Source organism: Streptomyces sp. NPDC008137 (assembly GCF_042957035.1).
Lineage (GTDB): Bacteria > Actinomycetota > Actinomycetes > Streptomycetales > Streptomycetaceae > Streptomyces.
Genome location: NZ_JBIBHN010000005.1, coordinates 141,463 through 154,784, shown reverse-complemented (window position 1 = coordinate 154,784; position 13,322 = coordinate 141,463). Strand labels below are relative to the sequence as shown.

Genomic DNA, 13,322 nt, shown 5'->3' with positions numbered 1-13,322 from the left:
CACTCACTCATGAACTGGGGTTGTGGCCCGCCGGTGTGACACCGTTCAGCGCCTCCGCCATCTGGTGCTGCGTCTCCTCGGCCACTACGCGGGCCTCCTCGACGACGTCACCGCGTTCGCGGATGAGGCTCTCGTAGATCGGAAGTTCTTCGGTCCGGATCGAGTCGGGTTTCACAGGGTTGGTCCTATCGCTTTACAGCCGGTTCTGAGGGGTCCGTGTAAGTCTGCGGCATGACCCTCCGCGGTGTTACCCACCCCCGTCGTGTCCATAATTCCGTCACGTGCTTCGCGAATTCCCCAACATTGCGACCACGGACAGCGCGAAGGGCCCCGGGAATCGTTCCCGGGGCCCTTCGCGGGGGGTTCGTTCAGAGCGAGGTCGTGTGAACGCCCGCGTTGGCGCCCGCCGCGGCGCCCTCCGTCGACAGCGCCGCCTGCAGGTTCCCGCAGACCTCGGCGGTCAGCGGCCCGACCAGGCCGGCGGAGAGGCCGCCCGCGAGGCCCGCGGAGGCGGCGGCGCCCGCGTTGCCGCCGGAGACCTGCTCCAGGTCCGCGTCGGAGAGCTCGGCGATGTCGACCCGGGGGGTGAGGTTCATGGGGGTGTTTCCCTTCGCGTGAATGTGCGCAATGGCGGAGCGGCGCGGGTGGTCGCGGAATTCCGGTACCGGCTGTTCCGCACCCGCGGCACCGCCGTGCGCAGGATCAAAGCATCCCCCTGGGCGGAGGGCCAGCCGCATGCCTTCGCGGCACCCGGCATTTCGGCGACCGCCTTCACCGCCATGACCACGGAGCCACCGAATTGCGCGTACTCCTTCACACACCCCGTCGACCGGCGGCACACACGTGTATTGCGCCCCGTATTCCGAAGCGGGCACTTCGGCGCCTAGTCCCCATGCCGGGGGACGGACTTGGTGCCGGGCGCACCGCCCCGCGGCGTCCTGGTGCGCCGTGTGCAGATGTGCTGGAGGTTCGGTCCCGCCCCGTCAGGCCGCCGCGGCCGGCTGCATCAGACGGGCCAGCAGGTCGTCCAGGGTGACCAGGCCGGTGAGCCCGCCGGCGGGGTCGCGGACGACGGCCAGGGAGGCCCGGCGGCGGCGCAGCACCTCGATCGCTTCCGCGACCGTGGCCGCCTCCGTCAGCTCGGGCACCGGCCGGGCCAGTTCCCGCGCGGTCGTGGCACGCCCCCGGGCCCGGGCGACCAGGGCGTCACGGGCGTGGACCGAGCCGAGGACGACGCCGTTCTCCCGGACGAGCAGCCGGGTGCGGTCGTGCTCGGCGGCGAAACGCAGCAGCGCGTCGACGTCCGCGCCGCCCTCGGCCCAGGTGATCTCGGCGGCCGGGATCCGCAACGCCGCGACCGGTGTCTCCGGCTCGGTCAGCGAACGGGTCAGCAGCTCCGAGTCGGTCGCGCTGATCAGGCCCAGTCGCTCGGACTCCTCCACCAGCCGCGTCAGCTGCTCCCGGTCGTGCACCGAGGCCAGCTCGTCGCGCGGGGCCACCCGGCACAGCCGTACCAGCGCGTTGCTCACCGCGTTGAGCAGCCGGATCAGCGGGCGCACGGCCCGCACCACGGCCCGGAAGGGCGGGGAGAGCAGCATCGCCGAACGCTCGGGATGGGCGATCGCCCAGGACTTGGGCGCCATCTCGCCGACGACCATGTGCAGGAACACCACCACGACCATCGCCACGGCGAAGGCCACGCCGTAGCTCACGGCGCTGGGCAGGCCCAGCGTGTGCAGCAGCGGGTCCAGTTCGTGCGAGATCGCCGGCTTCGACACCGAGCCGAGGCCCAGCGTGCACACGGTGATGCCCAGCTGCGCGCCGGCCAGCATCAGCGACAGCTCGCGGATGCCGGCCAGTGCCGCCCCGGCGCCCCGCCGCCCCTCGGCCGCCGCCTTCTCCATGCGGTGCCGTTTGGCGGCGACCAGCGCGAACTCGGCCGCCACGAAGAAACCGCTGCCGATGAGCAGCAGCACGGTCACGAAGACCGCCATGGGGAAACTCACGCCATCTCCTCGGCTTCCACGAGCGGGCTGATCCGCACCCGGTCGGCCACGTGCCGGTCGAGCGTGCGGACGTCGATCACGGCCCGGCCGCCCTCGGGCAGCTCGACCGTGACGCTGTCGCCGACGGTCGGGAAGCGGCCGAGCCGGTCCACGACCAGGCCTGCCACGGTGTCGTAGTCGTCGTCCTCGGGCAGCAGGACACCGGTGGCCTCGGCCACCTCGTCCAGTCGGCGGCCGGCGTCCACCAGCCAGCCGTCGCCGTCCGCGACGGCGAGCACGGTCACCGTGTCGGACTCGTCCGCGATGTCACCGACCAGTTCCTCGGCGATGTCCTCGTAGGTGACGATGCCCGCCACGCCGCCGTGCTCGTCGAGGACGACCGCGAACTCGTCGTCCTGCTCCCGCATCCGCGTCACCGCGTCGGGCAGCGCGAGCGTGTCCGGCAGCAGCAGGGGCCGCCGGGCCACCTCACCGGCGGTCGCGCCGGCGATACGGGCGGCGGACAGCGCCATCAGCTCGCGCACGCCCAGCACACCCGCGATGTCGTCGGGGTGGTCGCCGAGGACCGGGTAATTGGAGTGGCCGTGCCCGGCGATCAGACCGATCGCCTCCTCGGCGCCCGCGTCCTTGCGGACGAACACGGCGTCGGCGCGCGGCACCATCACCTCGTCGAGCGTGCGCTCGGAGAACTCCAGTGCGTGGTCCAGCAGGGCCGCGGTGTCCTTCGGCAGCGCGCCCCGCTCATGGGACTCGCCGATCAGATGGCCCAGTTCCTCCAGCGTGGCGCCGTGGTGCAGTTCCTCGACCGGCTCGATACCGACCTTGCGCAGCAGCTTGTTCGCCGCGTTGTCGAAGACGCGGACGACGGGGCCGACGACCTTCAGATAGGCCAGCGTGGACGGGGCCAGAGCCTTCGCCAGCCGCTCGGGAACCGCGATCGCGAGGTTCTTCGGGGCCAGCTCGCCCAGCACCATCTGCACGACCGTGGCCAGCACGAAGGCGAGGACGACGGCGATTCCGCTGACGGCCGCGTCGGGCAGCCCGAGCCCGGACAGAGCGGGCCGCAGCAGCGCGGACACCGACGGCTCGGCGATGAAGCCGACGACCAGGCCGGTGACGGTGATGCCGAGCTGCGCGCCCGACAGCATGAACGACAGCCGCTCCAGCACCTTCAGGGCCCCGGCCGCCTTGCGGTCCCCGGCCTCGGCCGCACGCGCGAGGGCGAGCCGGTCGGCGGAGACGTAGGCGAACTCCTGGGCCACGAAGTAACCGGTGCCGGCGGTCAGCAGGAACACGGCGAGCAGGCCCAGCAGGGCCTCGGGGGCGCTCATCGCGGCGGGTCCGTCGTTCTGGCGGACAAGAAGTCGCTCCTCAAGTGGGGTGTGTACTCGGGTCAACGATCCTTCTCGTGCCCGTGTTCCCGGATTCTACGACGGTGTAGAGGAAGCTGGCCCTCCTGCGGGGCAGGGCGGGTGCCCCTCACTCGGCGCGGGACTCCTCGGCGAGGTCCGGCACCAGTGCGCACAGCGCCGCACGCTGGTCCGGGCCCATGAAGCGGGCGAGGGCCTGCCGGACCGTCTCGGCGAGCGGGGCGGAGGCCTCGGTCAGGAGGCGACGGGCCTTGTCCGTGAGGGCGACCTCGATGCCGCGCTTGTCACCGCACACCGATCCGCGGGTGACGAGGCCGGTGTGCTGGAGGCAGGCGATCTGGTAGGTGAGGCGGGTCTTGGGGCGTCCCAGCAGCTCCGAGACACGCGTCATGCGCAGGCCGCCCTCGGGCTGCTCGGCGAGCAGGCACAGGATCAGGAACTCGTCGTGCGAGATGTCCAGCTTCTCCTTCACGACCGCCCGCAGTCGCTGCTCCACCGCTCCCGTCGCGGCGAGCAGCAGCATCCAGGCGCGCAGCTCGGCGGGCAGCAGCCCGCTGCCCTCGGCGGAGGGGCATCCGGGCAGGTCGGCGGGGTGCTCCTCGGGGTCGGCCATGCCGTCCAGTCTACGTGTTGTCCAAATTTGGAGCAGAAGGGTTGTTCAAATTTGGACCAGCCACTAGCGTGCACTCATCGCAGTCATCCAAATTTGGACGATACGACGATACGAGTGGGAGAAGGATCATGACCGTTGCCGTGGAAACCGGACTCTGGCAGCTCGACGCGACCGCCTCGACCGTCGGCATCCGGCACAAGACCATGTGGGGCCTGGTCACCGTGAAGGGCGGCTTCGGCGTGTTGAGCGGCACGGGCGAGGTCCGGCCGGACGGCTCGGCCGTCGGCACACTCACCTTCGACGTCGCCTCCCTCGACACCGGCAACGCCAAGCGCGACACCCACCTGAGGTCCGCCGACTTCTTCGACGCCGACCACCACCCCGAGATCACCTTCGCGGCCCGCGGTGCCGAGCTCCGCGACGGCGACCAGGTGCACGTGACCGGTCAGCTGACCGTGCGCGGCATCAGCAGGCCGCTGTCCCTCACCGCCCGCCTGACGGACGGGGGCGCCACCGGGCTCACCCTGGACACCGAGTTCAGCGTGGACCGGGACCAGTTCGGCATGGGCTGGAACCAGCTGGGCATGATCCGCGGCCGGACCGCGGTCACCGCCACCCTCCGGTTCGTCCGCACCACGGGCTGACGGCCGGGCCGGCACCCCTCCCGGCCCCCCGGGTCAGTACACGTCCCGCACGTACCGCTTGTCCGACGCGAGCTGCTTCACGTACGCGGCGGCCTCCGCCTCGCTCAGCCCGCCATGGGTCACCGCGATGTCCCTGAGCGCGCGGTCCACGTCCTTGGCCATGCGCGAGGCGTCGCCGCAGACGTAGAAGCGGGCACCCTCGCACAGCCAGTGCCACAGCTCGGGCCCGTGCTCGCACATCCGGTCCTGCACATACACCTTGTTGCGCTGGTCGCGGGAGAAGGCGGTGTCCAGGCGGGTGAGGACACCCTCGTCGAGCAGCGCGGTCAGCTCGTCCTCGTAGTAGAAGTCCGTCGCGCGGTGCTGCTCGCCGAAGAACAGCCAGTTGGGAGCCCGGTGGCCGAGCGCCCGACGCTCCTGGAGGAAGCCGACGAAGGGCGCGACGCCGGTGCCCGGGCCGACCATGACCATCGGCGTCGAGGCGTCACCCGGGGGCCGGAAGTGCGGGGAGCGCTGCACGAACACGGGCACCTCCGTGTCCGCCTCGGCATCCGCGAGGAAGGGCGAGCAGACCCCGCCGCGCGCCCGGCCGCGCAGGTTCTCGTACCGCACCACGGACACCGTCAGCGACACCCGCCGGGCGTCGACCAGCGGGCTGGACGATATGGAGTACAGCCGCGGCTGAAGCCCCCGCAGCACCCCGGCCCACTCCTCGGCGCTCGCCCGCACCGCGTACTCGGCGACCACGTCCACGGCCTGCCGGCCCCAGCTCCACTGCGCGAGACCGTCCTTGTTGTCGGGCCGCAGCAGTCTGCGCAACTCGTGCTTGTCCCGGGCGCGTTCGGTGACGAAGCGCAGCAGGTCGGGCGTGATCCTCGTGATGTCGAAGTGCCGGTGCAGGGCCTCGGCGAACGGCACCTCGCCCACGCCCCTGACCTGTACGGACGCGGTCGCGTCCAGGCCGGTCACCGCCAGCCACTCGTCCACCAGGGCGGGTGCGTTGACCGGCCGCACACCGAGCGCGTCCCCGGCCTCGTACGTCAGGTCCGTCCCGCTGGTGTCGAAGGTGAACCGGCGGACCTCCTTGCCCGCGCCGGGCCGGCTGAGCAACTCGTTGCCGACGAGCCGGGCGGCGGTGGCGGCGGGCTTGGACCTGGTCCTCGGCCGCTCAGCCGGTGCCGGGGCCGAGGCGGGGGCCGAGGTCGCCACCGGGGCCGTGCTCGTGTCGCCCAGCGCCGAGAGCACCTGGTCGAGCCACTCCCCGGCGGAGGGCTCGTAGTCCGGCTCGCAGTCCGTGCGCGGGGCCAGCCGCACCCCGCCCAGCTCGTCGAGCCGCGCGTCCAGCCGCCGCCCGTGCCCGCAGAAGTCGTCGTACGAGGAGTCCCCGAAGGCGAGCACGGCGTACCGCACGCCGTCCAGCCGCGGGGCCCCGGCGTCGGCGAGCGTGTCCCAGAGGCCGCTGCCGTTGTCGGGCGCGTCGCCGTCCCCGAAGGTGCTGGTGATGAAGAGCAGGTCGGCCGTGCGGGCCAGCGCGCCGACGTCGGCCTCGTCCATGCCGACGAGGCGCGCGCGATGCCCGGTCGCGGTCAGCCGCTCGGCGGTGGCGGAGGCGAACTCCTCCGCGTTCCCGGTCTGCGAGGCCCACAGCACGACGATCTCGCGGCCGGCCGGCTCCTGCGGCGCGGCCCCCGCCGACGCGGTCCGGGAGTACATGCCGGCGAGGACCCCGTTGACCCACAGGGCGTGCTCGGGGGAGAAGGGCGCGTCGGGCGGCAGCACCGGGACACCGCCGAGGGTGCCCGAACGGAGCCCGGCGAGGAAGCCGGTGAGGTACCGGCGCTCCTGGGCGGAGAGGACCGGCGGCGGGGAGGGCTCCAGACCGAAGGGGTCGGCGGCCCCCGGGGTCACCTCCGTCGGTACGAGCGCCTCGGCGGGGAGAGGCGCCGGTGCCGGCGCCGGTGCGGCCACCTTCGCCAGCGAGACGGCACACACCTTGAACTCCGGCTGGAACGACAGCGGATCCACCGCGTCGCTCGTCACCGCGTTGATGCTCAGATACTCGCCGAACAGGTCGTTCCAGTGGAACGGCGCGAAGCAGCACCCCGGCCGCACCCGGTCCGTCACCACCGCCGGCAGCACGGCCCGCCCGCGCCGCGAGGCGACCTCGACCAGATCGCCCTCCGTGACGCCGAGCGCGGCCGCGTCCAGCGGATGGAGCTCCACGAAGGGCCCGGAGTTAAGCTTGTTGAGCTTCGCGACCTTCCCGGTCTTGGTCAGCGTGTGCCACTGGTGCTGCACCCGCCCGGTGTTGAGCACGAACGGATAGTCGTCGTCCGGCATCTCGGCGGGGGGCAGATGCGGGCGCGCGAAGAAGACACCCCGCCCGGAGGCCGTCGGGAAACGGAGCCCGTCGTCACCGACGTACCGGATGGGATTGCGCTCCGGCCCGTCCTCCCGCGCGGCCGGCCACTGCACGGGCGTCTCGCGCAGCCGCTCGTAGGACACCCCGCGCAGGTCCCACCCGGTCTTCGGGTTCCAGAACCGCCGGATCTCCTCGAAGACCTGCTCGGCGCTGTCGTACGAGAACCCCTTCTCGTACCCCATCGCGCACGCCACCTCCGCGATGATCCGCCAGTCGGCCATCGCCTCCCCGGGCGGGTCCGCGGCCGGCTGTGTCAGCGTGAGGTTGCGCTCGCTGTTGACGAAGACGCCCTCCGCCTCGGTCCACATCGCGCCCGGCAGGACGACGTCCGCGTACGCGTTCGTCTCGGTGTCGGTGAACACGTCCTGCGCGACGACGAACTCGGCGGCCTCCAGACCCTCGATGACCGTACGGCGGTTGGCGACCGAGGCGACCGGGTTGGTGCAGATGATCCAGCAGGCCTTGATCTCCCCGTCGGCCATCTTCTGGAACATCTCGACGGTGCCCTTCCCGACGCCGTCCTCGCGCAGTGTCCCCGGCGGCAGCTCCCACACGTCCTCGACGAAGGCCCGCTCCTCGTCCACGAGCACCGACCGCTGCCCCGGCAGCCCCGGGCCCATGTACCCCATCTCGCGCCCGCCCATGGCGTTGGGCTGACCGGTGAGGGAGAACGGCCCGGCGCCCGGCCGGCAGATCGCCCCCGTCGCCAGATGCAGATTGACCAGGGCGTTGGTGTTCCAGGTGCCGTGCGTGGACTGGTTGAGCCCCATGGTCCAGCAGCTCATCCACCGCTTGCCCGCCTCGCCGATCAGCCGGGCGGCGGTGCGCAGATCGTCCTCGGCGATCCCGGTGATCTCCGCGACGGCGGCCGGGGCGTAGTCGGCGAGAAACCCGGGCAGGGCCTCCCAGCCCTCGGTGTGCGCGGTGATGAACTCCTGGTCGGTGTGCCCGCCCTCGTGCAGCAGACGCAGCAGTCCGTTCAGCAGCGCCAGGTCGGTCCCGGGCTTGACCTGCAAAAACAGATCGGCCTTCGCCGCGGTCGCGGTCCGCCGCGGGTCGACGACGATCAGCTTGGCGCCCGCCTTGACCCGCTCCATCATCCGCAGGAAGAGGATCGGATGGCAGTCGGCCATGTTCGATCCGATGACGAGAAAGGCATCCGCCTGATCGAAGTCCTCGTACGACCCGGGCGGCCCGTCCGCGCCCAGCGACAGCTTGTAACCGGTGCCCGCGCTCGCCATGCACAGCCGCGAGTTCGACTCGATCCCGTTCGTCCGCACGAACCCCTTGGCCAGCTTGTTCGCCAGATACTGCGCCTCCAGGCTCAGCTGCCCCGAGACGTAGAAGGCGACCGCGTCCGGCCCGTGCTCGTCGACGATCGCCCGCAGCCGCGCGGCGGTCTCGGCGATCGCGTCGGCCACCGGTGCCGGGACCGGCTCCTCTCCCCGGTCGTCCCGCACCAGCGCGCTGGTCAGCCGCCCGGGCGCGGCGAGCATGTCGGCCGTGGTCGCGCCCTTGGTGCAGAGCCGCCCCGCGTTCGCCGGATGCGCCCTGTCCCCGGACGCCTTCAAGATCGTGCGCCGGCCGTCCGGTCCTGCCCCGACATCGAGGACGAGACCGCAGCCCACACCGCAGTAGGAGCAGACGGTGCGCACCTGCTGCGTCTCCTGCTGCGGCCGGGGGGTCGTGGTCATGCCGTAGACGGTACGAAGACCCCGTTACGCAGGTGTCACATCGCTTGATCACGAGGAGTTAAGCCCGTCACACAGCCGCCTTCCGGCCGTTGTGAGGTGCATTGACGTCGCGGAGCGTGTCGCATTGGGCCGAACGGGTGACTCTGCGCAAGAATTGCCCGATGCAGACAGCGACCGCGAGCCAGGACGGAGCATGCCGGTGAACAGCCACGATGTCACCGACGAACAGTGGGAGGGGCTCGCCCAGGTCGTGCCGCTGCGGGGCCGGGACGCCTGGCCGTCCTCCGTCGGCCACCGCTCCATACCCGAGGCCGAGACGGAGACGCGCCGCCGCTTCGTCGTCCTGCGGGTGAACGTCTTCGCCGACGCCCGCGATGTCGCCGAGCGGCTCATGGCGGGTGTCCCGGTGCTGCTCGACCTGACCGGCGCGGAGACGGAGGTCGCCAAGCGCGTCCTCGACTTCAGCACGGGCGTCGTCTTCGGCCTGGCCAGCGGAATGCACCGGGTGGACCGCAACGTGTTCCTGCTGACACCGGCCGGCACCGAGGTGACGGGGCTGATGGAGGGGGCCGGGCTGCCCGGGGTGTGACGCGGGCTCGACCGGTGTTCACGCCGACTCGACCCGTGTGAAGCCGATGCGACCTGTGTGACGGTAGCTCGATCGTAGGAACGCCCCGGGGACGGAACGGTTCGCCCTGTCGCCGGAGCCCTACCGTCCGGATATGACCCAGCCCCCCGCCGCCACCTCGCCCGCTGACGCGCCCCTCGCGCACACCGGCCGCCCCCGCCTCACCGAGCTGCGCCTGACCGCCTTCACCAGCCACCGCCGCGCCGCGTTCCCGCTCGGACCGCTCACCCTCCTCGCCGGCCCCAGCGGCTGCGGCAAGACCAGCGCGCTACGGGCGTACGAGGCCCTGGCCCGGCTCGGCGGCGGCGCCGGGCTCGGCGAGGCGTTCCCGGACCCCGTCGCCTGTGTCCCGGAGCGGGCCCGGCCCGACGCGCAGCGCCGCCGCGGCTTCCGCATCGGCTGCACGGCCGACGGCCCCGCGGGCCCGGTCCGGCTCGACGTGGCCGTGCAGGCCGAGCCCGAACTGCGGGTCGTGGGCGAGCGCCTGACGGCCGACGGCCTGATCCTCCTGGAGACCGCCCTGCGCGACCCAGGGAAACGTGCCGTGCAGGCCTCCTGGCACACGGCCGGGCCGACGCCGGTGACCCGGGGCCCGTTGCCGGACGACCGGCTCGGCACGGCCCTGCTGCCGCTGCGCGTGGCCGGCAGGACCCCCGGCCAGCGCCGGGTGCTGGCCGCGGCCGAGCAGATGGTGGTCGCCCTGCGCTCCGTCTTCGCCTGCGACCCCCAGCCCGCCCGGATGCGCGGCCCCGTACCGTCCGGCTCCGGCCGGCTGTACGGGGGCTGCGGCAACCTGGCCGACGTACTGGGCCGCACCCGCGCCGAGTGCGGACGACGGCACGCGCTGTTCGTCGCCGCGGTACGCGCCGGCTGCGCCGGGCCGGTCGCGGACGTCCTCGCCCGGGCGGAGGAGGCGACGGGAACGATCAGCGCGACCCTCGACCGGGGCGACGGCGTCCGCACCGACCTGCGGCGCCTCGGCGACGGCGAACTGCGCTACGTGGCCCTCGCGCTGGTCCTGCTCACCGGACCGGGCGTGCTGGAGGTCGACCCGGCCGGCGAGGTGCCCGCCGCACTCCAGACACTCACCGTCCTCGCCGACGGCTTCGACCGCGGCCTGGACGGACGGCAGCGGCTGGAACTGCTGCGGCTGGCGGCCCGGATGTGCGACAGGGGCCACATCCGGCTGGTCGGCACGGTCAGTGACGCCTCGTGGGCCGCCGGGACGGAGGGTGTCACGGTGGTACACCTGGACCGTGACTGATCCCCTGGACGTGGCCGGACTGCAACGCCGCCTGGCCGATTTCGCGGCCGCGCGGAACTGGCAGCAGTACCACACCCCCAAGAACCTGGTCGCCGCGCTCAGCGTGGAGGCCTCCGAACTGGTCGAGATCTTCCAGTGGTTGACCCCCGAGGAGTCGGCCCGCGTCATGACCGACCCCGGCTCCGCGCACCGTGTCACCGACGAGGTCGCCGACGTGCTCGCGTATCTGCTCCAGCTGTGCGAGGTACTCGGCATCGACCCGCTGGCGGCGCTGAACGCGAAGATCGACCGGAACGAGCGGAGGTTCCCGATCCAGGAGTAGCAAAGTCCGTTTGTACGCTGCGTAACCAAAATGCGGCCCGAATCCGAATTGTTGTCCGCAGATTTCCGTCTTCCTCTGGCTTTTCGTCTCAGGCCCCTTCACTCTGGGTAGTGAACAAGGGAGTTCGGGCAGGCGTACGCGCGCAAGCGCGTCGGGACAGACGGGGCAGCGCATGGACGCGGTGCGGCTCATCGTGACGAGCAGGCGGTCCCTGGCCGTGGGCGGGGACCAGCGGGAGATCCTGGCCGAGGTGTGGCAGGCACAGGCCCTCGCGCAGGCGATCGGCAGCCGCCTCGCGGTCGCCGGACCGCCCGAACTACGCGGCGAGGCACTGGGATTGACGGAGCTGGCGGGCCGGGGCTGCGGCGTCCTGGACCCGCCCGAACTGGCCCCCGGTGAGCTGCGGGCGGGCCAGCTCACCGAGTTGGGCGACGCCCGCCACACCCTGATGTTCCTCGGCGGCCTCCTCGGCGAGGTCGGCATCGCCCTCGTCGGCCTCGCCTGCGCCGCGGACGACGAAGGCACGTACTGGCAGTGCATGGAGGCCATCGACGCGGCGGACGAGTCCCGCGACCGCGTCCTCGAAATGCTCCGCAGACTCGCGGACCGCGAGCAGGTGGTGCCGGAGCGGGAGGCGGGCTAGGTGTGCTGTCCGGGGACGTTGGTGACGGGCGACACGCCTTGAGCGGGGTCTGGTGCGTGCAGCTGCAAGGCGGAGGAGGGCGTCGACGCGATGGGGGCCCCGCCCGCGCGAGCGAAGCCGAGCGTGGGGGAGTCGGCAACCGACGACAACGCGGCAGATGCGCGTGCCAGACCCCGCGTCTGCGGCGTGATCCAAACGACAGGCCCTAGGCCGGGCGGTCGCCGTCCGGGTGCGGGCCGGTGGGGGGTGTTCGCGCCGTTCCCCGCGGCCCCCAGGGCAACGCCGTCACCCCGAACACCCCCGCCCCCGGCCCTCAGCCCACAGACCCCTCTTCGCCCGGCCCCCGGCCGGCATCCCCCGCTGCCTGAAGATCCGCGTCCAACGCCGACAAATCTGCGTTCAACGCCGCCATCAGCTCCTCCATCTGCTGCAACAGCCCTTTCGGCTGCCCGGTACCGCCCTGCTGCGGCACGGTCTCTTCGGACATGACGGCCTCCTCGGCCCATGGCCCCCGGGGAGGCCGACGCGGGTGACGCCCCGGCGGTCGCCGGCCGGCGCGGAAGCCGGGGGCTCCGGCTCCGCCCGAGCCAACGATCACCACCGGGGCCGGTCACTGGCCGGGGCGCGCGGGGCCAGCGGTATGCAGGTAATTTCACCCGACCGGGGACGCTGTGGGACGGGGGACCGATCACCTCGCCCCGCACCCCCGGCGTGCAGGATGGAAGCATGGAACTCCGCATCTTCACCGAGCCCCAGCAGGGGGCTACCTATGACACGCTGCTCACCGTCGCCAAGGCCACCGAGGACCTCGGCTTCGACGCCTTCTTCCGCTCGGACCACTACCTCCGCATGGGCGGCGGCGACGGCCTCCCCGGCCCCACCGACGCCTGGCTCACCCTGGCCGGACTCGCCCGCGAGACCAAGCGCATCCGGCTCGGCACCCTGATGACCGCCGGCACCTTCCGGCTGCCCGGTGTGCTCGCCATCCAGGTCGCGCAGGTCGACCAGATGTCCGGCGGCCGCGTCGAACTCGGCCTCGGCGCCGGATGGTTCGAGGAGGAGCACAAGGCCTACGGCATCCCGTTCCCGAAGGAGAAGTTCTCCCGCCTCGAGGAGCAGCTGGAGATCGTCACCGGCCTCTGGGCGACGGAACTGGGCAAGACCTTCGACTTCCACGGCACCCACTACGACCTCACGGACTCTCCCGCGCTGCCCAAGCCCGCGCAGCAGAAGATCCCCGTGCTGATCGGCGGCCACGGAGCCAGCCGCACCCCGCGGCTGGCCGCGAAGTACGCCGACGAGTTCAACATGCCCTTCGCCTCCGTCGAGGACAGCGAGCGCCAGTTCGGCCGGGTGCGTGCCGCCGCCGAGGAGGCGGGCCGCGCCGGCGACGACCTGACCTACTCCAACGCCCTCGTCGTCTGCGTCGGCCGGGACGAGGCGGAGATCGCCCGCCGCGCCGCCGCGATCGGCCGCGAGTCCGACGAGCTGAGGCTCAACGGCCTGGCCGGCTCCCCGTCCGAGGTCGTCGACAAGATCGGCCGCTACGCCGAGATCGGCGCTCAGCGGATCTACCTCCAGATCCTCGACCTGGACGACCTCGACCACCTGGAGCTGATCTCCTCGCAGGTGCAGTCGCAGCTGTCGTAAAGCGGGCGCGGCAGGCCGGCCGTCCGGCGGGTCGGGCCGAGGAGCGCGATCCGCCGGGCCTCCGCC

Annotated in this window: 13 protein-coding genes; 6 read left to right on the top strand and 7 right to left on the bottom strand. The window is 72.3% G+C overall.

Annotated elements, in window-relative coordinates; translation table 11 throughout:
- Positions 1-7: 7 nt before the first annotated feature.
- The 5 genes from ACFZBT_RS10570 to ACFZBT_RS10550 form a co-directional block, all read right to left on the bottom strand.
- Positions 8-175, bottom strand: a complete 168-nt coding sequence (locus tag ACFZBT_RS10570) for a hypothetical protein (RefSeq protein ID WP_391101002.1) — start codon at positions 173-175, stop codon at positions 8-10.
- A gap of 193 nt (positions 176-368) precedes the next feature.
- The gene (locus tag ACFZBT_RS10565) at positions 369-596 is read right to left on the bottom strand and encodes a hypothetical protein (protein WP_391100998.1); all 228 of its coding nucleotides are present in this window, start codon (positions 594-596) and stop codon (positions 369-371) included.
- Between the two features lie 387 nt (positions 597-983).
- Entirely contained in the window at positions 984-2,006 is a 1,023-nt protein-coding gene (locus ACFZBT_RS10560; protein ID WP_391100996.1) for a CNNM domain-containing protein, read from the bottom strand.
- A complete protein-coding gene (locus ACFZBT_RS10555) occupies positions 2,003-3,337 on the bottom strand; it encodes a CNNM domain-containing protein (RefSeq protein ID WP_391100994.1) in 1,335 nt (444 codons plus the stop codon). Before ACFZBT_RS10555 ends, ACFZBT_RS10560 begins: the two co-directional genes overlap by 4 nt.
- Before the next feature lie 148 nt (positions 3,338-3,485).
- A complete protein-coding gene (locus tag ACFZBT_RS10550) occupies positions 3,486-3,989 on the bottom strand; it encodes a MarR family winged helix-turn-helix transcriptional regulator (protein WP_391100992.1) in 504 nt (167 codons plus the stop codon).
- Positions 3,990-4,117: 128 nt separating this feature from the next.
- Between ACFZBT_RS10550 and ACFZBT_RS10545 the strand changes: the two genes are divergently transcribed.
- Complete coding sequence (locus ACFZBT_RS10545; RefSeq protein ID WP_391100989.1) at positions 4,118-4,633, top strand: YceI family protein; 516 nt, start codon at positions 4,118-4,120, stop codon at positions 4,631-4,633.
- Between the two features lie 33 nt (positions 4,634-4,666).
- Here the strand turns inward: ACFZBT_RS10545 and ACFZBT_RS10540 are convergent, their stop codons facing one another.
- Complete coding sequence (locus ACFZBT_RS10540) at positions 4,667-8,749, bottom strand: molybdopterin-dependent oxidoreductase (protein ID WP_391100987.1); 4,083 nt, start codon at positions 8,747-8,749, stop codon at positions 4,667-4,669.
- A 193-nt stretch (positions 8,750-8,942) separates the two neighbouring features.
- Between ACFZBT_RS10540 and ACFZBT_RS10535 the strand changes: the two genes are divergently transcribed.
- From ACFZBT_RS10535 to ACFZBT_RS10520, 4 genes are all read left to right on the top strand, one after another.
- Positions 8,943-9,338: a cell division protein SepF gene (locus tag ACFZBT_RS10535; RefSeq protein WP_031134653.1), complete on the top strand. Its 396-nt coding sequence runs from the start codon at positions 8,943-8,945 to the stop codon at positions 9,336-9,338.
- 133 nt (positions 9,339-9,471) lie between these two features.
- Positions 9,472-10,641, top strand: a complete 1,170-nt coding sequence (locus tag ACFZBT_RS10530) for an ATP-binding protein (RefSeq protein WP_391100984.1) — start codon at positions 9,472-9,474, stop codon at positions 10,639-10,641.
- On the top strand, positions 10,634-10,963 hold the full coding sequence (locus ACFZBT_RS10525; RefSeq protein ID WP_391100982.1) for a MazG-like family protein: 330 nt from the start codon (positions 10,634-10,636) through the stop codon (positions 10,961-10,963). The genes ACFZBT_RS10530 and ACFZBT_RS10525 overlap by 8 nt, the downstream gene beginning before the upstream one ends.
- 172 nt (positions 10,964-11,135) lie before the next feature.
- Positions 11,136-11,606, top strand: coding sequence for a DUF6099 family protein (locus ACFZBT_RS10520; RefSeq protein ID WP_215118006.1), 471 nt, complete (start codon positions 11,136-11,138; stop codon positions 11,604-11,606).
- A 313-nt stretch (positions 11,607-11,919) separates the two neighbouring features.
- Here the strand turns inward: ACFZBT_RS10520 and ACFZBT_RS10515 are convergent, their stop codons facing one another.
- Positions 11,920-12,093, bottom strand: coding sequence for a hypothetical protein (locus ACFZBT_RS10515; RefSeq protein ID WP_382498243.1), 174 nt, complete (start codon positions 12,091-12,093; stop codon positions 11,920-11,922).
- 239 nt (positions 12,094-12,332) lie between these two features.
- Between ACFZBT_RS10515 and ACFZBT_RS10510 the strand changes: the two genes are divergently transcribed.
- Positions 12,333-13,256 carry a TIGR03560 family F420-dependent LLM class oxidoreductase gene (locus ACFZBT_RS10510; RefSeq protein ID WP_391100979.1) on the top strand — a complete coding sequence of 308 codons (924 nt, stop codon included), beginning with the start codon at positions 12,333-12,335 and terminating at the stop codon, positions 13,254-13,256.
- Positions 13,257-13,322: the final 66 nt, after the last annotated feature.